The organism is Rhodococcus sp. 2G (genome assembly GCF_001886355.1).
In the GTDB taxonomy this organism is placed as follows: Bacteria; Actinomycetota; Actinomycetes; order Mycobacteriales; family Mycobacteriaceae; genus Rhodococcus; species Rhodococcus pyridinivorans.
On record NZ_CP018063.1, the window covers coordinates 3,485,099 to 3,508,581 of the forward strand.

The window sequence follows — 23,483 nt, forward strand, 5'->3', positions numbered from 1 at the left end:
GAGGGCCGTTCGTATGAGGTACGCCGGGACCGAGCACCCCGGAGATGGCTCCTGAGCGCCTGGGTAGCGTCTCCCATAGGATCGCCGAATGCGGATTCTCTATGTGTGTACCGGAAACATCTGCCGATCACCCACCGCAGAGAGGTTGACCACCGCATACGCGGCCGAGGCCGGTCGCGAGGACCTTTCGGCGCACAGCGCCGGCACCCGGGCGATGGTCGGTTACGGCATGGAACCCACCGCGGCACTCGTGTTGCAGCAGCTCGGAGGCGATCCGGACGGATTCGCTGCGCGTCGGATCACCCCGCCGATCGCGGAGGACTCCGACATGATCATCACGATGAGCGAGCGGCACCGCGCCAAGGTCATCCAGCTCGCACCGCGCAGGATGCGGGTGACGTTCACGCTGCGCGAGGCCGCCCGGCTGCAGAACGCCACCGGTGCGCGGACCATCGCAGAACTGACGACGGCCCGGGCGCAGATGTCTGCACCCGGGCCGGAGGACATCGTCGACCCGATCGGCCGTGACGAGGAGACGTTCGTCACGGTCGGATCCGAGATCGCCGATCTGTTGCTACCTCTCCTCGCCGCTCTCCGAGCCTGAGTCGTTCACCGGGCGTCGCGGTGCGTGCACCACGGGTCGCGACAGCGGCTCGGCGGCGGAGTACGCCTGCGGCGCCTGGTAGGGCTCGCTGCCGTATCGCTCCGATGCCGGCTGCGGCGCCGGCGGGAACTGCTCCGCAGCGCGGTAGTGGTAGGCGTCGTTGCTCGGCGCCGGGTGGGCCTGCGTGGCCGGCGGCTCGACATGATGCTGACCGTTCTGCGGCCGGGCCGGTCCCTCGACGGGTGCCGACGCGGTCGTCTGAGCCTGCGCAGCCGGCTGGGCGGCCGGTGCGGTCGGTGCCGGCGCTCCGACACGCTGCGTCGCCGGCGTGCTCGTCTGGGCGGCTGCCGGAGCAGCACCGTCCTTGTCGGAGCTGTAGTAGTAGCGGTATTCGTAGGCGGTGCCGCGTCCCTTGGTCGGGGTCAGCGCCAGGATCGTGCCCAGCACGGGCGCGTTGACCGCCCGCAGGTTGCCGACGGCCCGCGCGAACTGCTCGCGGGTGGTCTTGCCGTAACGCGCGATGAGCAGCGCACCGTCGGCGATGTTCGTGAGGATCGCCGCGTCGGTGACGGGCAGCAGCGGCGGCGCGTCGATGATGACGTAGTCGAAGCGCGACCGCAGGTCCTCGACGACCTCCCGCGCATGCGCGGAACCGAGCAGCTCGGACGGGTTGGGCGGCAGACCGCCGGCCGCGAGCACCCACATGCCGTCGAAGCGCGTCGGCTGGAGCACGTCTTCGAGAGCAGCCGTGTGTGCGAGCACGTTCGACAGGCCGGCGTCACCGAGCGAGCCGAGGTACTTGGTCACACGCGGACGGCGTAGGTCGGCTTCGACGAGCACGACGGAGTGACCGGCCTCGGCGAGCACCAGGGCCAGGTTGACGGCCGTGGTGGTCTTGCCCTCGCCGGGCAGGGAACTGGTGATAACGATCGCGCGCGGCGGGTTGTCGACCTCGAGGAACTGCAGGTTGGTCCGCATCTCCCGGTAGGCCTCGGCGTCGCCGCTGTTGGCGTCCGCGAACACGATCGCCGGCTCCTCCTGGCGGGCCTTCTCGAGCGGGATCACACCCACCACACCGGTGCCGGCGAGTTCCTCGACGGCGTTGCGGTCCTTGATGGTGTTGTCGAGGCGATCGCGCAGCACCGCGAGGGCGATGCCGAGCAGCACACCGACGGCCAGGCCCAGCGCGACGTTCCGTGTGGTCTTCGGCGTCACCGGCGCCGACGGCGTGGCCGCGTACTGCTCGACCACCACGCGGGCGGTCGGCGGGCCGCCGTCCTCGGGGGTCTCCAGTTCGCGGGCCATGACGACGAACTCGTCCGACAGTGCGTTGGCGAGGTCGCGGGCACGCTCGGGCGACTCGTCGGTGACGGCGGTGTCGATGAGCACCGTGTCTGGGGTCGACGAGGCGGTCACCTTGCCGGCGAGATCGACGGCCGACATCTCGCCGAGACCGAGCTTCTCGAGGGTGCGCTGCGCGAGGGTGGTGCCCTCGAGCAGTTCGGTGTAGGAGGTGACTCGCTGCTGCGAGAACAGGTTGCCCTGATAGATCTCCTGCACCGATGCGCCCGACGAGGTCGACACGAACAGGCGTGTCTTGGCTTCGTACTGCGGCGTGGTCAGCAGGGAGGCGCCGAGGGCGGCAAGAACCGCCACCACCGTCGTGACGGCGACGATCTTCCACCTCGCCTGCAGAATTCGCAGGTAATCATGTACTTCCATCAGGGCGTCTCCCTCGTTGCGGTAACACTGCGTGCGCACCCGGCGGGCGCGGTGTTGGGGTCGTCGTGGCGCTCGAGCACGCTGTCGAGCACCGGGCCGATCGCACGCACCGCGTCCGGATCGGCCAGTTCCGAGTGCGTGAACGGCACCGGATGTTCGACGACGAGACCGCGCACATATCGCTGCCAGGTGGCGGCGATATCTGGGTGCCGGTCGAGATCGGGTTCGGCGACCACCAGGTCGATGTCGCCGTCGTATTCGCTGAGGGTGTGTCGGCGCACCGCGTCTTCGACGGCCTGCGCGGCGGCGTCGGTGCGGCGCCGGACCTCGGCGACGAGTTCTTCGGGCAGCCCGGCGATGTCGGGTACGTTCTCTGCCGTCGGGTGGGGCTCGGCAGGCACAGTCTCGGGCGTGAGCGTGTCGAGCAGCACTACCGCACCGACCTGCTCTCCGTGCTCGCGGAGTTGCACGGCCATCTCGTGTGCGATGGTGCCGCCCACCGACCAGCCCAGCAGGTGGTAGGGACCATCGGCCCTCACCTTACGGATTTCGGCCACATACCGCGCGGCGAGTTCGCCGATGCTGTCCGGAATGTCGTCGAAGCCCGTTGCTTGGACACCGTAGAGGGTACGGCCGTCGAGATGCTGCGCGAAACCGGCGTACATCCATGCGAGTCCGCTGATGGGGTGCACGCAGAACAACGGCGGCTTCTCGTCACCGCGACCGGCGATCTCGACGAGGCTGCCGAGCGGGTCGCGTTCGTCATTACTGCAGCCGTGGTCGATGCGACCGGCGAGAGACGCGAGATCCGGGCTGGTGAACAGCCATTCGACGGGAACGTCGGCGCCGAGCTCGTCGCGCAGTTCACCGGCGGCGGTGACGGCTGCGATGGAACTGCCACCGAGATCGAAGAAGCTTCGGTCGGCGGAGACCTCGTCGATCGGCAGGTCGAGGTGGCGGGCGAACACCGCGGCGACGGTCTGCGCGATACGTCCCTGCGGCGCCACATATGGCTCGTCGACGGCGCTGTCGGGGGCGGGCAGCGCCGCGCGGTCGACCTTGCCGGATGCCATCAGCGGCAGTGCGTCGACGACGGTGATGCTCACCGGCCGCAGGTGACGCGGCAGGTCGGCGACGAGCGCGCGACGCAATGCTGCCGTGTCGGGTGCGGTGCCGGTCTCGGGCTGGATATAGGAGACGAGCACGGTGTCGCCGTCACGTCCGGGATGCGGAACGGTCACGGCCGCCGCGACTCCCGGACGGTTCAGCAGCGCCGCGTCGACCTCGGCGGGTTCGATGCGGATGCCGTGGATCTTCACCTGGTCGTCGATGCGGGCCACGTGATCCAGTACCCCGTTCGGCAGGATCCGAACCAGGTCGCCCGTGCGGTACAGCCGCGACCCGTCGTCGCCGAACGGGTTCGCGACGAATCGCGTTGCGGTGAGGCTAGATTCGTAGCGGTAGCCGCGGGCGGTGCTGTCGCCGGTCACGTAGAGCTCGCCGACGGTGCCGCGCGGCACGGGGTGCAGACGCGAGTCGAGCACGTAGGCGGTGGCTCCCGCGACAGGCGTGCCGATGCTCGGCTTCTCGTCATCGGTGAGCGGCGCGGAATACGAGACGGCGACGGTGAATTCGGTGGGTCCGTAGCCGTTGACGATCCGGTGCCGCGACCAGCGGCCCACCAGCGCACCGGGCAGGGTCTCACCCGCGGCGACGATCGTCGTCGGCTCGAATGCCTCGGGGTCGAGGGTGCCGAGCACGGTGGGCGTGAGGTTGAGGTGCGTGACGCGCTCGTCGACGATCAGCTCCTGCAGGGGTTCCCCGGCGAAGGTGTGGTCGGGGGCGATCACGAGGGCACCGCCGTGCGCGTGGGCGGAGAGCAGTTCGAAGACCGCGGCGTCGAAGGTGTGTGAGGCGACCTGCAGCACGCGCGATTCCGGCCCGAGGTCGAGCAGGGCGGTCTGCACGTCGAGCAGCGCCGCGAGCCCACGGTGGGTGACGTCGACGCCCTTCGGTGTGCCTGTGGTGCCGGACGTGTAGATCGTGTAGGCGAGATCGTCGGATGTGACTGCGGGACGCGGGGGTTCGACGGCGTCGAAGTCGATGCTGCGGTCGGCGGTGAGGTCGAGCCACGTCACGTGGCCGAGTTCGCGGTAGCCGACGGTCAGGCCGATGCGAGCACCGGAGTCGGCGAGGATCGCGGCGCCGCGCGCGTCGGGCTGGGTGAGGTCGACGGACACCCATGCCGCACCGAGTTTCGTGATCGCCCAAACGGCGAGCGGCCAGTACTCGCTGCGCGGCACGGCGATCGAGACGAGGTCTCCGCGTCGCACGCCGTGGGAGGCGAGCACGGAGGCGATCTCGTCGGCGCGGGCGTCGAGTCCGCCGTACGTCCACGCGACGGTGCCGGAGCGCACCGCGATGCGTCCGCGATACTGCTCGACGGCGGTCTCCAGGATTTCAGGCAAGGTGCGCGGTGGGACGGCCGCGGTCGACAACGGTGCAGGCACCGGCACGGCGAGATCACCGACGGCGCGGTTGGGTTCGGCGAGGGCGGCGGCGAGCATCGCGGCGAGGTCGGTGAGCATCGCGTCGCCGGTGGTGTCGTCGAACAGATCCGTCGCATAGACCAGGCGCAGGTCGAGTCCGGCCTCGCGCTCGACGAGTTCGACGACCACGTCGAACTGCGCGGCCGGTTCCCCGGCGTCGGTCTCGGCGATCTGCACATCCGGCAGTTGCGGCAGCACCTCGCCGGCCTCGACACGGTGCGTGAGCAGCACCTGGAAGAGCGGGCTGTACGACGGGTCGCGGCGCGGCGCGAGACGGGCGACGACCTCGTCGAACGGCACGTCGGCGTGCGCGAGCGCACCGAGATCGGTGGCCCGCACGTCGCGTAGCAGGTCGGTGAACGGCCGCGAGGAATCGACGGCGGTGCGCAGCACGACGGTGCCGACGAACATGCCGACGAGCCGGTCGAGGCGCGCATCCGTGCGACCCGCGATCGCCGTGCCGACGGCGATGTCGGTGCGTCCGCTGCGACGCGCGAGCATCGCGGCGAGCACCGCGTGGACGAGCATGAACACGGTGACGTCGTGGCTGCGCGCGACGTCACGGAGGCGACGGTGGGTCTCGGCGTCGAGGGTCGAGACGATCTGAGCGCCGCGGTGGGTCGGCTGCGCGGGACGCGGCCGGTCGGCGGGCAGCGGAAGCGGGCTGTCGGGCAGGCCGGCGAGTGTGGTTGTCCAATAGTCGAGTTGGCGCGCGGCGACCGAACTCGGGTCGGTGGCGTCGCCGAGCAGTTCGTGCTGCCAGCGCGCGTAGTCGCCGTAGGTGACGGGCAGCGACTCGAAGACCGGCGCTTCTCCCCCGCGACGCGCGTCGTAGGCGACGGCGAGATCGGTGAGCAGCGGACCGACGGACGCGCCGTCGAACGCGATGTGGTGCACGGCGGCGGCGAGTACCCAGCGGCCGGGTTCGACGTCGAACAACCGGATCCGCATCGGGGCCTGCGTCGTGATGTCGAAGGGCGTGGTGATCGTGGCGGTCACGGCCGCGGCGACGTCCTCCGGCGCGGAGTGTTCGAGCACCGGCGGGTCGACGGGTACCTGCACGTCGTCGGTGAAGGCGGTGTGCAGCACGCGGTGGCGGTCGACGACATCGCTCACCGCGGCGGTGAGAGCGTCGACGTCGAGGTCGCCGCTCAGCGTGAGCACGACCGGCACGAGATAGCCGGCGGTGCCGGTCTCGGCCCGCGCGACGATGCCGAGGCGACGTTGTGCGGGCGCGATCGGTGCCGGGGTGTCGTCGTCGTAGTGCCGCAGCGCGACACGCTGGTCGTCGCCGGATTCGATGCGGGCAGCGAGCGCGGCGAGGGTGGCGGCGGCGAGCACCTCCCGCACGGGCACGTCGGTGCCGAACGCCTCGCTGAGCCGCGCGGCGAACACGACGGCCGACAGCGAATCGCCGCCGGCGGTGAAGAACCCCCGGTGCGCGGCCGGGCGAGCACCGAGCACGTCCTCGGCGACGGTCACGACGAGATCCTCGGCATCGGTGAGCGGCCGGTCGAGGGCGGCGTCGTCGTCGAGTGCGGCGGCGTCGTGCAGTTCGAGGGCGGCGACGTCGAGTTTGCCGTTGGGCGTGAGGGGCAGCTGGTCGAGCACGTGCACGCGGGTGGGCATGCGGTGCGGCGGCACGACGAGCGCGACGCGCGCGGTGATGTCGTCGGCCGACAGGTCCGGTCCGGCCGCGAACGCGACGAGCGTGCCGCTCACCGCGACCACCGCTGCCTGCCGGATACCGGGCTGGGCGAGCAGCGTGGCTTCGAGTTCGCCGGGTTCGATGCGCACGCCGCGCACCTTGAGCTGGCGATCGGTGCGGCCGAGATAGCCGAGGGTGTCGTCGACGCGGCGGTGGACGCGGTCGCCCGTGCGGTACATGCGGGCACCACCGGGAGCGGCCACGAAGCGTTCGGCGGTGCGGGCGGGGTCGTCGAGATATCCGGCGGCGAGGCCTTCACCGGCGAGGTACAGCTCGCCGACGCCTCCGGCGGGCACGGGACGCAGGCGCGCGTCGAGCACGTGGGCGACGGTGCCGGGCACGGGACGCCCGATGCTCGGGCGGGTGCCGGGTTCGATGTCGACGAGGGTCGCGACGATCGTGGCCTCGGTCGGTCCGTAGGCGTCGAGCATCACGCGGCCGTCGGCCCAGCGCGCGGCGAGCGACGGCGACAGCGATTCGCCTCCGGAGGCGACGACCTTCAGGTCGGGCAGTCCCTCGGGGTCGAGGGTGCCGAGCACCGTGGGGGTCGACAGGTAATGGGTGATGCGCTGTTCGGCGAGGTAGCGGTGCAGGTCCTGCCCGGCGTAGACGTCCGGGGGTGCGACGACGAGCGTCGCGCCGGTGGTGTGGGCGAGCAGCAGTTCGAGCAGCGCGGCGTCGAACTCGGGTGAATAGCCGTGCAGCACGCGGTCTCCGGGCTCGACCCGGTAGCGCTCTGCCGCTTCGGCGGCGAGCGGGGCGAGTCCGCGGTGCGTCACCGCGACCCGCTTCGGGGTGCCGGTGGACCCGGAGGTGGACACGACGTAGGCGGTGCCGGGCAGGCACGTCTCCCCTGCCTGCCGCGAATGTGTGAAGGCCGCACCGGTCTTGGTGATGGCCCACAGGGTGCGGATGTAGTCGACGCTGCGCGGTGCGTCGATGCGCGCGATCTTCCCGTCCCGCGCACCCTCGGCACGCAACTCGTCGGCGAGGGCGTCGGACTGCTCGTCGAGTTCGCGGTAGGTGAGCGATTCGCCGTCGCCGCGCAGGGCTTCCCGGTCGGGATGGGCGGCGGCGGTGGCGCGCAGCATCTCGGCGAGGGTGCGTGCCGGGGCCGGTTCGCCGCCGTCGAGGGCGGCGGCCGGGACATCGACGGCCACTTCACCGATGGTCCTGTCGGGTGCGCTCGCCAGGCTGCCGAGCAGCGCGACGAACCGGGTGACGAGCAGTTCGGCGGTGCGGCCGGCGAAGCGGGAGGCGTCGAACACGAGCGTGCCGGTGTAACCGTCGGGACGTGGGGCCAGCGTGAACTGCAGATCGAACTTCGTTGTGTCGTCGAGGACTTCGCGGGCCTCGACGGTGAGCTCTCCCAGGCTGATCGGGTCGAAGCCGAAGTCCTGCAGCGCCAGCGCGACCTGCGGTGCGCCGCTCTGCCGCTCCGACAGCAACTGCTCGTAGGGCACGGCGACGTGGTCGAAGGCGGCGACATCGAAATCGCGGACCTGGCCGAGCAGCCCAGCGAAGGACATGTCCGGAGCCACGCGGGCGCGCAGCACGAGGGTGTCGAGGAACGGTCCGACGAGCTCTTCGAGCTGCGCCCAGCGACGTCCGCCCACAACAGCGGCGACGGCGATGTCGTCGCTGCCGCCGAGTCGCGCGAGCAGCACCGACAGCGCGGCGTGCAGCACCATGAACTCGGTGGCGCCGTGTGCGCGGGCGAGGTCGGCGAGCGCGTCGCGTACCTCGGCGGGCACGGTGAAGTCGACGCTGCGCGCACCGGTGTCGATTCCGGTGGCGTCGGCGGGCAGTTCGGTGACGGTGAGTCCGTCGAGGGCGCGTCGCCAGTGCTCCAGATCGCGCTCGGGGATGCCACGTTCGGCTTCCCACAGGGCGTAATCGGCGTACTGCAGCGGCAGCGGTTCCCACTGCGGTGTCGCACCGTTCACGCGGGCGAGATACGCGATGGTGAGGTCGCGCAGCAACGGCCGCAGCGACGTGCCGTCGGCGATCGAATGGTCGACGTCGAGGTGCAGCACGTGCTGGTCGGGGCCGGTGCGTTCGAGTCGCACGCGCCACCGGTCGCTGCGCGGCGCCTCGTGGACCTGCTGGTACACGCCGTCGCCGTCGACGATGTAGTCGGTGCGCAGGATCTCGTGGCGCAGCGCGACGTCGCCGAGCGCGGCCTGCAGGGCACCGAGGTCGAGCGGTCCGCTCAGGTTGACCACGCTGCGCAGCCGGTAGGCATCGGGGGCAAGCGAACTCAATCCCCACAGACGACGCTGGGCGCGGCTGAGCGGAATCCGTTCCGGTCGCGGCGACACCGCGACGGGTCCGGCGTCGGTGTCGAAACCACCGGCGTCGAGGGCGGCGGCAAGCGCGTCGACGGTGGGGTTCGCGAAGACTGTACGCAGCGGCACGTCGGTGCCGGTCTCGTCGCGCAGGCGGCCGACGAGGACGGTGGCGAGCAGCGAGTTGCCGCCGACGGCGAAGAAGTCGTCGGTGCGTCCCACGGCGGTGCCGTCGCCGAGGACGTCGCCGATGATGCGGGCGACGAGCGCTTCGGTCTCGGTGCGCGGTTCGCTGCCTTCGCCGGCGGCAGGTTCGGGCAGGGCGGCGGCGTCGACCTTGCCGTGGGAGGTGAGCGGGATCGCGGCCAGCGGCACGATCGCGGTGGGCACGAGGTGCGCGGGCAGGAGGGTGCGCAGCTGGGCTCGCAGGTCGGAGTCGTCGAGGTTCTCACCGGTGACGTAGGAGATGAGGCGGCCGCTGCGCACGAGGGTCACGGCTCGGTCGACACCGTCGAGAGCGGTGAGCGCGGTGTCGATCTCGCCGGGTTCGATGCGCACGCCGCGCAGCTTGATCTGGTTGTCGCTGCGGCCGACGAATTCGAGGGCACCGGCGCGGGTCCAGCGCACGAGGTCGCCGGTGCGGTAGCGGCGGCCGTCGGGTCCGGCGACGAACCGCGCCGCGGTGCGCGCGGCGGCGTCGCGGTAGCCCGAGGCGAGTCGCGGTCCCGAGACGTACAGTTCGCCGACCACGCCGGCGGGCACGGGACGCAGCCGCTCGTCGAGAACCTCGACGGTGACGCCGCGGACGGGGGTGCCGATGACGATGTCGTCGCCGGGTCGCAGCGGCTGCGAGTTGGTGACGAACATCGTGGCCTCGGCCGGGCCGTAGCTGTTGACGAGGGTGCGCCCGTCTCCCCAGCGGTCGACGATCTCGCGAGTGAGCCGGTCGCCGCCGAGCACGAGCGTGCGCAGGGCCGGCAGGTCGCGCACCGGCACGGTCGCGAGCGTCGACGGCGTCATCACCGCGTGGGTGATCTCGGCACTGTCGAGCAGGTCGCCGAGGGCAGCGCCGCCGTAGCTGTCGGCGTCGGCCACCACGAGCGTCGCGCCGGAGATGCCGGCGGTGAGCATCTCGAGCATCGCGGCGTCGAACGACGGTGCCGCGACGTGCAGTACGCGATCGCCCGGGAAGGCGGCGAGATATTCGCCGATGTCCTCGGCGAACGCGCTCGCGGCGCGCTGGGTGACGGTGACGGCCTTGGGGTGTCCGGTGGTGCCGGAGGTGAAGACGAAGTAGGCGGGGGCGCCGGGTGCGGGATCGACGACGTCGGCGAGCGGTTCCTCGTCGTCGGAGGTCACCTCGAGCCACCGCACGGTTGCCGGAAGTGCCGGCGCTTCACCGACACCCACGTGCACGTCGGTGAGCATCTCGGCCAGGCGCGCGGTGGGGGCGGTGGGATCGACGAGCATCGGTGCGGCACCGGCGCCGATGATGCCCCAGACCGCGAGCACGGATTCGAGCGAACGCGGGTAGGCGCACGCGACCGGATCGCCCGGGCGCACCCCGGCGAGCTGCAGGCGCGCGGCGAGAGCGTCGGCGTAGTACAGCAGTTCGGGATACGACAGTTCGCGGTCGCCGTCGACGATCGCGAGTTCCTCGCCACCAGCAGCCGCACCCTGCGCGAGCCACTGACGCAGCGACCGGGGTGCGCCCGGCACAGCGCCGACGGTGGGCAGGTCGGCGTCGCCGTGCAGGGCGATCTCCCCGACCCGCACATTCGGATCCGCGACGGCCGCGCTCAGGATCGTGCGCAGGCGTTCGGCGTAGGCGGCGACGGTGTCGGCGTCGTACAGATCTGTGCTGTAGAAGAATTCGAGGTCGATGCCGTCCTGCTGTTCTGTGACGGTGACCTGCACGTCGACGTTGACCGTTTCGGTGTCGACAGGCGCGGCGGTGACGTTCAGATCGGGCAGCGCGAAGGTGGAGGCGACGGGTCGTGCCTGCGACAGCGCCACCTGGAACAGCGGGTGCCGCGCTTCGCTGCGGGCGGGCTGCAGCTTCTCGACGAGCGTCTCGAACGGTGCGTCCGGGTTGCTGTAGGCGGCGAGGTCGCGGCGGTGCACCTGGGCGAGCAGGTCGGTGAAGGTGGCGTCGGGGTCGACGTCGGTGCGCAGCACGAGGGTGCCGGCGAACATGCCGACGACGTCGTCGAGCTGCGGGTCGCCGCAACCGGAGACGGCGGTGCCGATGGGAATGTCGCGACCGGCACCGTGCCGCGCGAGCAACGCCGCGAGCGCGGCGTGCAGCACCATGAACACCGTCGCGCGACCCTCACGTGCCAGCGTGTGCAGTCCGCGGACGAGGTCGACGTCGAGCGAGATCGTGTGGGCGGCACCGTGTCCGGTGGGCTGTGCGGGGCGCGGCCTGTCGCCGGGCAGGGTCACCTCGTCGGGCAGGTCGGCGAGTTCGCCCAGCCAGTACGGGATCTGCTCGTCGGCGACGCTGCGCTGCCACCGCGCGTAGTCGGTGTACTGGACGGGCAGTTCCGGCAGCTCGGGGGTCACGCCGGTGAGGCGGGCGCCGTAGGCGACGGCGATGTCGCGCAGCAGCGGCGTCAGCGACCAGCCGTCGGCTGCGATGTGGTGCAGGACGACGAGCAGCACGTGCCGATCCGGTGCCGTCCGGTACAGGCGCATGCGGGCCGGGGGTTCGACGGTGAGGTCGAATCCGGTGGTGGCGTAGTCGCGGACGAACTCGTCGAGGGCGTCCTCCGGCACGGCCACCGGGTCGAGGTCGGGGCGCGCGACGGGCAGCACGGTGTACTCGTCGGCGGCCGGGTAGACGGTGCGCAGTGTGCGGTGCCGTTCGAGCACGTCGGTCACGGCGGCGGCGAGCGCGTCGAGGTCGAGGTTCCCGTCGAGCCGCACCGCGAAGGGCAGGTTGTAGCTCGGGGAGGCCGGGTCGAAGCGGTTGATGAACCACAGGCGCTGCTGCGCCGCCGACAACGGGGCGGGTGCGTCGGGGTCGGCGACGAGACGCGCACGGCGAGAGGGCTTATCGCTTCCACTGGTTATGTGTGAAGTTAGGGCTGTAATGGTCCGGTTCTCGAAGATGTCTCTCACGGTGACGTCGGCGTCGAGCACGTCCGAGAGGCGACCGGCGAGGCGCGTGGCGAGCAGTGAGTTGCCGCCGAGGTGGAAGAAGTCGTCGCCGGCTCCGAGGGTGCCGGGGGCGATGCCGAGCAGTTCGGCGCACACGTCCGCGACGATTTCCTCGACCGGTCCGTGCGGTGCCGCTCCCCCATCGGCGGTGACGTCGGGGGTGGGCAGCGCGGCGCGGTCGAGTTTGCCGTTGGCGGTGAGCGGTAGTGCGTCGAGGACCACGGCGGCCGACGGGACGAGGTAGTCGGGCAGGCTGCGTCGCAGGTCGCGCAGGGCGTCGATGGCGTCGCCGCCGACGAGATAGGCGACGAGGCGGTCGTCGCGCAGCAGCACGACGGCCTGGCGCACGCCCTTGCTGCGCAGCAGGGCGGCTTCGATCTCTCCGGGTTCGATGCGGTAGCCGCGCAGTTCGATCTGCTGGTCGGCGCGACCGAGATAGTGCAGGGCACCGCTGGTGTCGCGGCGGCCGAGGTCGCCGGTGCGGTAGCGGCGGGCGCCACCGGGGGCGGCGACGAAGCGGGTCGCGGTCTGGCCGGGGCGTCCGCGGTAGCCGCGCGCGAGTTGGTCTCCGCGCACGTACAGTTCGCCGATCGCTCCGGGCAGTGCGGGTCGCAGCGACGAGTCGAGCACGTCCACGGCGAGACCGGGCAGCGGCGCTCCGATGCCGGTCGCGGTGGCGTCGCCGAAGGTGACGTGCACGGTGGTTTCGGTGATGCCGAACATGTTGACCGCCCGCACATGCGGATGACGCTCGGCCCACGGGCGCACCCGCGCGGGGTCGAGGGCTTCGCCGCCGAAGATCAGCAGCCGCAGGTCTTCGAGCGGCGCGTGATCGGTGGCGGCGAGCTGGTAGAAGGCCGTGGGGGTCTGGTTGAGCACCGTCACCCGGTTGCTCGTGAGCACGTCCACGAAGGCGGCCGGGTCGCGCACGGTGAGGTGGTCGATCACCACCACAGAAGCGCCGGTGGCGAGCGGTGCCCACATCTCCCAGACGGAGAAGTCGAAGGCCGGCGAGTGGAACATCGTCCACACGTCGTCGGCGCGCAGTCCGAATTCGTCGACGGTCGCGGCGAGCAGCGACAGCACGTTGCGGTGCGTGACCTGCACGCCCTTGGGGGTTCCGGTGGAGCCGGAGGTGTAGACGATGTAGGCGCCGAGATCCGCGACGAGCGGGAAGTCGAACAGGGCGCCGTCGTCGAGGCGGCCGGCCACCTCCGGGTCGTCGAGTCGCAGCGTCGGCACGCGAACGTCGGTGAAGTCACTGTCGGTGACGACCAGCGAGGGCTGCGCGTCGTCGAACAGGGCCTGCAGGCGCGTCGCGGGATGCGTGACGTCGACGGGCAGGTAGATGCCGCCGGCGCGGGAGACGGCGAGGATCGCGACGACGAGGTCGGGGGTGCGCGGCAGTGCGACGGCGACGACGTCCTCGGCGGTGACGCCGCGTTCGCGGAGGAGTTTGGCGAGCGCGCCCGAGCGCGACCACAGCGCGCCGTAGCTGAGGGAGTACCCGTCCCCCACCACGGCGACGGCCGCCGGATCGTCGGCCACGCGTTGCGCGACCAGCTCGGGCAGCGACTCTGCCGAAAGTTGTTGGGCGACGCCGACGGGGGTGAGGTCGGCGTCGCCCAACTCGATACCGCCGACCGACACAGCCGGGTCGGCGGTAACGGCATCGAGGATACGCACGAACCACGACTGCCACTGCACAATCGTGTGCGAATCCAAGAGTTCGTCCGCGTACGTGAGGACCGTTTCCAAACCGGCGGGTACACCGGTCTCGGAACGGCGTTCGCGGACGGTCAGTTCGAGGTCGACGCGGGCCGTGCCCACGGGGATTTCGCGGATCGTCGTGGAGCTGCCGGGCAGCGTGAACTCGTCGAGCGAGAACGACTCGTACGCCAGGATGACCTGGAACAACGGGTGGTGCGCGTCGGTGCCGGCCCCCACCGCGTCGACGATGCGATCGAACGGCACGTCGGCGTGGGCGAAGGCGTCGAGGTCGGCGCGGCGGGTGTCGGCGAGCAGGTCGGCGAAGGTGCGGCGCGGATGCACCCGCAACCGCAGCGGCACGGTGCCGACGAACATGCCCACCACGTCGTCGACCGCGGCGTCGCTGCGTCCGGAGACGGGCGTGCCGATGGTGACGTCGTCGGTGGCGGCGAGCGCCGACAGCAAGATCGCAAAGGCCGCGTGCATCACCATGAACGGCGTGACGTCGTGGGCGCGGGCGAGCTTGTCGATCGCGGCGTGCAGTTCGGCGGGGATCGTGAAACTCGCGCGACCCGCGGTACCGGTCGTCGCCGCGCTGCGGGGACGGTCGGTGGGCAACGCGAGCAACGGCGACGCGTCATCGAGGGTCTGCTGCCAGAAGGCGAGCTGCCGGGCCGCGAGACTGTCGGGATCGGTCTCGTCGCCGAGCACGGCCCGGTGCCAGCGCGCGTAGTCGCGGTAGGTGACCGACGGTGCCGGCAGCTCCGGAGTCTCCCCGTCGCGGTGGGCACGGTAAGCGGCGACGGCGTCGCGGCCGAGCGGCAGCAGCGACAAGCCGTCGGCGGCGATGTGGTCGATCACCACGGCGAGCACGTAGCCGGAGTTTGTCCGATACAGCCGGGTGCGGATCGGCGGGTCGACGGTGAGATCGAAACGCGCGCGAGCGAAGTCGGTCAGCTCCGCATCGAGGTCAGTGCCGGCGTCGACGGGCTCGAGGTCGAGCGTCACCGACGGCAGCACGTGCTGACGCGGGCCGGACGGGCTGTCGGGGAAGACCGTGCGCAGCGAGTCGTGGCGGGCGACCACGGTGGCGGCGGCCGCACGCACGGCGTCGAGGTCGGTGTCGGCGTCGAGATCGAGCGCGAAGGCGATGTGGTCGCCGCCGTCGATACCGTCGGCCACGTCGAACCGGTTGAGCAGCCACATGCGCTGCTGCGCCGGTGCGAGCGGCGCGTCGCTGTCGTCGTCGATGTGTACGAGCGGCAGGTGCTCGCCGGTGGGTTCCTCGGCGAGCAGGTTTGCGAGTTCGGCGACGGTGGGGTGCTCGAAGATGTCGCGCACACCCATCCGGCGACCCGCGACTCCCCGCAGACGCGCGGCGAGCTGGGTTGCGAGCAGCGAGTTGCCGCCGACGGCGAAGAAGTCGTCGGATCCGGCGGCGTTCGGCAGGTCGAGCAGGTCGGCGACGACACCGGCGACGAGTTCTTCGCTGGCGCTGCGGTATCCGTCGGTGCGGGTCGCGGCGACCTCCGGCTCGGGCAGCGCGGCGCGGTCGATCTTGCCGGTGCTCGTGAGCGGGAACGCATCGAGCGCGGTGACGGTCGCGGGCACCAAGTGCCGGGGCAGACGCTCGGCGGCCCATTCGCGGATCTCGTGCGGGTCGAGGCGGCCGTTGCGGCTGTGCACGTAGGTGGCGAGGGTGTCGCCGCGCACCACGGTCACGGCGGTGCCGATACCCGGGTGGGTCTGCAGGGTCGCGTCGATCTCGCCGAGTTCGATGCGGAATCCGCGGATCTTGACCTGGTGGTCGCTGCGGCCGACGAATTCGAGGGCGCGGTCGTCGTCGTGTTCCGTCCAGCGGACGAGATCGCCGGTGCGGTAGAGGCGTCCGGCGCCGAACGGGTTGGCGACGAACCGGTCGGCGGTGAGTGCGGGTGCGTCGAGGTAGCCGCGGGCGACGCCCTGTCCCCCGAGATACAGCTCGCCGGTCACACCTTCGGGCACGGGCCGCAGGCGTTCGCTGAGCACCACCGCGGTGACTCCGACGAGGCCGGTGCCGATGGTGAGCCGGTCGCCGGGTGCGAAGGGTTCGCTCGACGTGGCGAGCACCGTCGTCTCGGTGGGTCCGTAGACGTTGAGCAGGGTGCGGCCGGGTGCCCAGCGTTCGGCGGTCTCGACCGGCCACGCCTCGCCGCCGATCGCGATCGTGCGCAGGGCGTCGAGTCCGGCGGGGTCGAGCTGTGTGGGCACCGAGGGCGTCGAGAACCAATGGGTGATGCCCTCGGTGCGAAGCAGTTCCACGAGTTCGTCGCCACCGAACAGGTCGGCGGGCGCGACCACCAGCGTGCCGCCGGAGGTGAGCGCCAGGACGTATTCGAGCACCGCGCCGTCGAAGGCAGGGGTAGCGAAGTGCAGCACCCGCGCTTCGGTGGCGGTGTCGGAGACGGCGGGCAGGTCGAAGCGTTCGACGAACGACTGTGCGAGCGGGCCGAGTCCCCGATGCGAGACCACCACGCCCTTGGGCCGGCCGGTGGATCCCGAGGTGTAGACGACGTAGGCGGTGTTGTCGACGTGCAGCGGCCGCACTCGATCCGCATCGGTGATCGGGCGGGTGTCGCCCTCGACGGTGAAGGCGATCGGCTCGATCCCGTCGGGCAGCGCGACGTCGCCGTCGACGATCGCGTACCGCGCGCCGGATGCGCCGAGCAGCTGAGCGATGCGGGCGGCGGGTTGGTTGGGGTCGACGGGGACGAAAGCTGCACCGCTCAGGGCGACGGCCGCGGCGGCGAGCACCGACCGCGTCGACCGCGAGAGCACGACGGCCACCCGGTCTTCCGTCCCGATGCCCCGCTCGATCAGCGTCCACGCGAGCGGGCGTGCCGCCGTGCGGATCTCGACGGCCTGTCCCCCGGGTTCGGCGACGCAGGCCGACGACCGGTCGATGATCTCGGCGAAGGTCGCTTCCGGCCCGGGTTCGGCCGGTTCGACGGAGAGGGTGCCGAGGTCGAGATCGCCGACGGGCAGCGACGGATGCTGCGCGACCTGCTCGAGCACTCCGCTCAGGCGGGTCACCCAGCGGGCGATGGTGTCGTCGTCGAACAGTTTCGTGTCGTAGACGAGGCGGCCGGTGAGCGATCCGTCGCGCAGTTCGCGCAGCGAGATCTCGAGGTCGAATCGGGCCTGCGCCGAGGCGATCTCCTGCGGCCGCACGGTGAGGCCGGGCAGTTCGAGGTCGGGCACGTCCACGTTGTCGTAGGCGAGCATCACGTGGAAGGGCGAGAAGCCCAGGGCGTCGACGACGTAGTCGAACGGCACGGTGGCGTGCGCGAAGGCGTCGAGGTCGGTGTCGCGGGCCTGCGCCAGCAGCGACGTGAACGGCTGCGCCGGGTCGACATTGGTCCGCAGCGTGACGGTGCCGACGAACATGCCGACGAGTGCGTCGAGGTCGGGATGATCGCGACCGGCCGTTCCGGTGCCGATGGCGATGTCGTGCCCAGAGGTCCAGGCGGCCAGCCACACGGCGACGGCGGCGTGCACGGCCATGAAGGTGGTGGCGTCGTGCGCGGCGGCGACGGACCGCAGCGCCGCGACCTGGTCGGCGGGCACCGTGAAGTCCACGGCCGCAGCGGGACCGAAGCCGCCGTTGCGGGGGCGGTCGGTGGGCAGCGGCGCCGCGTCGGCGAGACCGTCGAGTGTGCGTGTCCAGTAGTCGATCTCGCGACCGGCCCGGGTGTCGATTGCCGCCGGATCGCCGAGGCGATCGAGATGCCACTGCGCGTAGTGCCGGTAGTGCAGCGGCAGCGGCGTCCACGCAGGCGCTTCCCCGGCCGCGCGGGCGAGGTAGGCGGTGGCGACGTCGGCGGTGAGCGGCACGAACGACGCCCCGTCGAGCGCGATGTGGTGGGCGACGACGGCGAGCACGTGCTTGTCGTCGGCGAGTCGCAGCAGACGGATGCGGAACGGGATCTGCGCGGTGAGATCGAACGGTTCGGCCGCCCACTCGGTGATGAGCGCTTCGACGTCACCGTCGGCGTTTTCCGGCTCGAGAGCGAGGCCGGCCACGGCACGGTCGAGCGGCAGTACGTCCTGCACCGGACCGTCGAGTTCGAGGCGGAACAGTGTGCGGAGGGTTTCGTGCCGGTCGAGGACGTCCACCACCGCGGCCTGCAGCGCAGGCAGGTCGAGGGCGCCGTCGAGGTGCAGCGCGAACGGCAGGTGGTAGGCGGCCGGGTCGCCGTGCGCCCGGGCCAGCAGGAACAGTCGGCGCTGCGCGGGGGCGAGCGGCGACGGCCCGGTGCCGGGGGTGGCGACGGGTCGCGATTCCGATTCGGGTCGCTTCGCCGCGACGGCCGCCAGTCGGGCGACGGTCGGGTGGGCGAACACATCGCGCAGCTGCACGTCGCGACCCAGCGCGGCACCGAGCCGGGCGGCGAGTTGCGCGGCACCGAGCGAGTGGCCGCCGAGCGCGAAGAAGTCGTCGTCAGCTCCGACGTCGTCGATGCCGGTGAGCTCGGCGAATAGCTCGGCGACGATCTTCTCGGTCGGGCCGTTCGGCGGCCGCGATCCGACGGCCACAGCACGCTCCGGTGCAGGCAGTGCGCGCCGGTCGACCTTGCCACCCGGCGTGAGCGGCAGCGCCTCGAGCACGGTGATCGACGACGGACGCAGATAGGTGGGCAGTTCGTCGGCGAGGCGGACGGTGAGGTCGGCGGGGTCGACGTCGCCCACGACGTAGGCGGCGATGTGCTCGCCGTGGACGGTGACGGTCGCGGCCTGCACCTCGTCGAAGGAGACGAGCGCCGCTTCGATCTCACCGAGTTCGATGCGGTAACCGCGGATCTTCACCTGCTGGTCGGCACGGCCGAGGAATTCGAGGTGACCGTCGGGGGTCCAGCGGGCGCGGTCGCCCGTGCGGTACATGCGCCCACCGAACGGCGATGCGACGAAGCGTTCGGCGGTGAAGGCCGGGGCGCCGAGGTAACCGCGCGCGACGCCCGGTCCCCCGAGATACAGCTCGCCGATCACGCCGGCGGGCACGGGATGCAAGCGCGCGTCGAGGACGACAGCGGTCATGCCGTCGATCGGCCGGCCGATCGGAACGCCCGCGCCGGGCTGCAGCGGGTCGCTGAGCGTCGCGAGGATCGTGGTCTCGGTGGGCCCGTAGGCGTTGAGCATGGTGCGGCCGGTGGACCAGCGGTCGGCCACGGCCTGCGGCAGTGCTTCGCCACCGGCGTCGAGAACCTGCAGGTCGGGCAGGCCGTCGTCGGGGGTGACGGCGAGGATCGCCGGTGCGGTGATCGCGTGGGTGACGGATTCGCTGCGCAGCAGGGTTGCCAGCGCCGGTCCGCCGACGGCGTCGGGCGGGCAGATCACCAGGGTGGCACCGGCGTCGAAAGCGAGGAGCAGTTCCTGCAGCGACGCGTCGAAGGACGGCGACGCGAGGTGCAGCACCCGCGACGTCTCGTCGGCCCGGTAGCGATCGCGCAGCGTCGACACGAGCGCCGACACACCGCGGTGACCCACCGCGACGGCCTTCGGGGTGCCGGTGGAACCGGACGTGTGGATGACCCACGCTGTGTTGTCGACGTGCAGCGGCCGCAGGCGATCCTCGGCGGTGAAGGTCTCGCCGGTTCCGTCGGTGGGCGGCGCGATGCGGGTGACGTGCTCGGGCAGCGCCGGGTGGTCGTGGGCGACGGCGATCCGCACGTCGCGCAGCACCTGCTCGAGGCGGCGGGCGGGAAGTTCGGGGTCGAGCGGGGTGTAGGCGGCACCGGTCTTGGCGATGGCCCACAGTGCGACCACCGAATCGATCGAGCGGGGCAGCAGCACCGCGACGCGCTCTTCGGGGCCGGCACCGGCCGCGACCAGCGCATGAGCGAGCGCGTCGGAGCGAGCGTCGAGTTCGCGGTAGGTGATGCTGCCGTTTCCGTCCACGACGGCGACGGTGTCGCTCGCGGCGTGGCGGGTGAGGACGTCGGGCAGCAGTTCCGGCTCGGGCGCGGTGCGTCCACGTGCGGGAGCCAGACCGTCGAGTTCGGCCGGGTCGGCGAGGGCGAGATCGCCCACCGCGACGCCCGCGTTCTGCACGAACTCCTTCAGGAATCCGAGGAAACGGCTGTGCAGCGACGAGAGGTGCTCGTCGCCGTAGAGATTGGGGTTGGCCTCGAAATCGACGCGCATCGTGCGGCCGGCGACGCCCGGGTAGACGTTGACCGACAGGTCGTCGACCGGTCCGGTGGACTGCACGTGGTAATCACCGATCACGTCGCCGAACGCGATCTGCGGATGGAACATCATCAGGTTGACGACGGGACCGAACGCATTGCGGGTCTCGCTGTGCTCGCGGCCCATCTCGCGCAGGTCGGCCAGCATGTCTTCGTAGCGGTAGCGCTGATGACGCAGGGCTCCGGTGAGTTCGACCTGCACGTCGCGGATCAGATCGGTGGCCGGCGCCGCCTGATCGACGCGGACCCGCAGCGGAACGACGTTGGAGATGGCTCCGGCGGAGCGACGCAACGGCGCGGTGGTGCGGGCCGAAACCGGAAGCGTGAGCACCACATCGTCGGTGCCGCATGCGCGGGACAGAAACGCGGCGAAGGCGGCGACGACAATCGGGACGTCGGTCGAATTCGCGTCGTGGGCCAGAGCCGTCACGGCGTCGGCGACCTCGGACAGCAACTCGGCACCGGCATGGCGAGCCGGCACCTTCGGCGGAGCGACGCCATCGACGAGCGAAATCGGTTCGGGCAGGTCGGAAAGCCGCTCGAGCCAGTGGGCACGATCGGCGGTCTGACGTTTCGACCCCGTATATGCAGCCTCGAACTCGACGATCTTTTCGACGGGCATCGAGGTGACGGGCGGTGTCTCCTCCCCCGCAATCCACGCCGAGTAGAGCTCGGCCGAGCGGTTGAGCATGATCATCGCGCCGTGCCCGTCCAGAGCTATGTGGTGGACGTAGCTGGACAGGAAGTACCGGCCGTCGGCGACATGGAGCAGCGCCGTCGCGATCAATCGGTCGCGCAGCGGATCGATGGGCCGCGAGAACCGCTCGCTCATCCACCGGTGGGCCGCAGCTTCGGGGTCGTCGCACGAACGGAAATCCACGTACGGGACGTCGTCGTCGAACTCCACATCGACGACCTGCTCTGGAAGCCCTTCCTTTTCGACGAGGAAAAGGAAGCCGGACTCCACGTCGCGTGCACCCTGCACACATGCCTTACGAACGAGGTCGTGATCGAGCTCGCCTCGAAGTTCTACGTACTGGGCGATCGTGAAGGGCACATCAGGATGGAGTGCTTGCGCGTACCAGAGACCCCGCTGACTAGGGGACAGCGGAAGTAGATGCACCACGCTCCCCTCGCCCTCGCCCGACACAATTCAGGACAGGGGACGTGCAGAATCCTCCCCTATCGTGCGATCGTGGACGGAGCCTCCCAACTCCACTGTCACGATCACCGTGCAGAAGTTTACTTACAGTCACGGTTACCCACCACTTGAACGGTCGGCCAGTTCGGAATCGGGTTATCGTCTCGAGCGGAAACCACGAAGGGGGCACAAGCGGCGTGAACGATGTTACCGGTGAGTCAGTTTCACCCGAACGGCGTAGGCGCAAGGTGCGCAGGCGCCTGTCGGACGAGGAGATCGCAGCTCAGCGCAGCAAGCGCCGGCGCGTGCAGATCGGCTGCGGCGTAGGCGCACTCGTCGTCGTCGGATTCATCGGCTGGCTGGGTTACGAAGGCCTGCAAGCGAAGTCGAACCTGGAGAAGGCACAGGACTTCGCAACGCAGGCGAAAGACGCACTGCTCGCAGGCGATACCGACAGGGCGCGCACCGTCGCGGGCGACGCGGACCGCTACGCCCAAGACGCCCAGAGTTCGGTCGACTCGGTGCCGTGGCGTATTGCCGGCGCCGTTCCATTCTTGGGGAGCCCGTTCGATTCCACTCGCCAGATGACAACCATTGTGAGCGGTCTCACAGAGCGGGTTCTCCTCCCCGCGGTCGACGCGGGTAGTGCCGTGTCTCCCGATCAGTTGATTTTGGACGGCGCGCGAATCAATCTTGCGGCACTCCGCGACGCCGCGCCCGTCCTCGAAACGACCTCCGCGGCGATCAGCGACCTCGACGAGCAGGCCCAGAACGTCGACAGCACATGGCTGGGACTGATCGACGACGCTCGAGTCGATCTGCAGGAACAAGTGTCCGAGTTGTCCGGCCTGTTGAACAACACTTCGCTCGCAGCACAGATCGCTCCGGCCATGCTGGGCGCAGACGGTCCGCGCAGCTATTTCGTCGGTTTCCAGACGAACGCGGAGGCACGCGGCACGGGTGGACTGCTCGGCGGTTTTGCTGTCATTCGCGCGAACGACGGGGCCGTCTCCGTCGACGACGTCACGAGCAACCGGGAATTCCGGTTCGACTACGACCCGATCGACCTCGGCCCCGATTTCCAGCGCGCATACGGTCACAGCCGGCCCACGCAGGATTTCCGCAACAGCAATGTGAGTCCGCACTTCCCGTATGCGGGCCAGATCTGGCAATCCATGTGGCAGCAGGAGACGGGCCAGCGCGTGGACGGAGCGATCGCGACCGACCCGGTCGCATTGAGCTATGTCCTAGAGGTGGTCGGTGACGTCACGCTCCCGGGCGGAGAGAAGATCACCGCGGAGAACGTGGTGGAACTGACCGAATCCACAGCGTACGCCCGCTTCGGAGACGATCAGAGGGCACGTAAGGCGTACCTGGAAACGGTTGCGCAGACCGTGGTGAAGAAGCTGACCGGCAGCATTTCCAGGCCGCAAGCACTCCTCGAGGCTCTGGGTCGCGCAGCAGGCGAAGGCCGCCTTGCAGTGTGGAGCTCCGTCCCGGAGGAACAAGACATCCTCGCAACTACGCCCCTCGGTCACGTCGTGCCCGATGACCCCGCTCCCTATGCCCACGTGGTGATCAACAACCTCGGTGGGAACAAGTTGGACTACTACTTGGAGCGAGAGATTGAGTACACAGCGGGGTCGTGTGATGGAGACACCCGTGAATCGAAGGTAACTGTGCGACTGACCAACGGCCTTCCTCCGGGCGACTACACCGATTACGTTGCCGGAATGTTCGATAACCCGGTCGGCGCACCAGTCGGCACGAATCTCACCGATATCGGACTGCTCGCAACCCAAGGTGCCAAGTTGAACAAGGTCACTGTCAACGGCACCACTGCGTTCGGCTACACCGCAAAGGAACGTGGACACCCGCTCTTCAACGTGCAGACCCCCATTCCGCAGGGCCAAACCGTTGAAATTGTTTACGAATTGACGGAACCGACCTCCGCAGGAAGTGCTGGCCTACCCGTGCAACCACTGATCGACTCTCCTGACATTGTGATTGACGTACAGGAGTGTTCGTAGAAGATCGAGTGTCGCTTCGCTCCGCCGTCTGGACCGACCGAGACAGGACCGAGAACGCTCATTCCTCTCTCGGTCGGTCGCGACAGTAGTTTCAGTGACTGCTTCTGCCTGGAAATCCACTCAGCGCCGAGATCAGCGCCGAGGCCTATCGCACGACCAGCTATCGACCACGTCGTTACAGCGCATTGCGAGAGAGAAATACGCAGGGACACTTCCCATAGACGAAGGCACGTACTCCCCAGGCTTGTCCTGGTCGGCCCATACGCGACTAGACGCGGTCCGGAACGACCGAAGTGCCAGTCGATAGCTGGACCACCACTCTGGGAAAACGGCGAGCAGTCTCCA

At 70.1% G+C, this 23,483-nt stretch carries 4 protein-coding genes; 2 read left to right on the forward strand and 2 right to left on the reverse strand.

Translation table 11 applies throughout. The annotated features are described in order from the left end of the window. Positions 1–88 precede the first annotated feature (88 nt). Entirely contained in the window at positions 89–604 is a 516-nt protein-coding gene (locus BO226_RS16380; protein ID WP_024101937.1) for an arsenate reductase/protein-tyrosine-phosphatase family protein, read from the forward strand. Here the strand turns inward: BO226_RS16380 and BO226_RS16385 are convergent. Together BO226_RS16385 and BO226_RS16390 are read right to left on the reverse strand one after the other, a co-directional pair. Then, on the reverse strand, positions 575–2,326 hold the full coding sequence (locus tag BO226_RS16385; RefSeq protein WP_071936485.1) for a polysaccharide biosynthesis tyrosine autokinase: 1,752 nt from the start codon (positions 2,324–2,326) through the stop codon (positions 575–577). The genes BO226_RS16380 and BO226_RS16385 overlap by 30 nt on opposite strands. Then, on the reverse strand, positions 2,326–21,024 hold the full coding sequence (locus BO226_RS16390) for a non-ribosomal peptide synthetase (protein WP_232237977.1): 18,699 nt from the start codon (positions 21,022–21,024) through the stop codon (positions 2,326–2,328). Before BO226_RS16390 ends, BO226_RS16385 begins: the two co-directional genes overlap by 1 nt. 281 nt (positions 21,025–21,305) lie before the next feature. Here BO226_RS16390 and BO226_RS16395 point away from each other — a divergent pair, with 281 nt between their 5' ends. Continuing rightward, positions 21,306–23,138: a DUF4012 domain-containing protein gene (locus tag BO226_RS16395; RefSeq protein ID WP_425607476.1), complete on the forward strand. Its 1,833-nt coding sequence runs from the start codon at positions 21,306–21,308 to the stop codon at positions 23,136–23,138. Positions 23,139–23,483 lie beyond the last annotated feature (345 nt).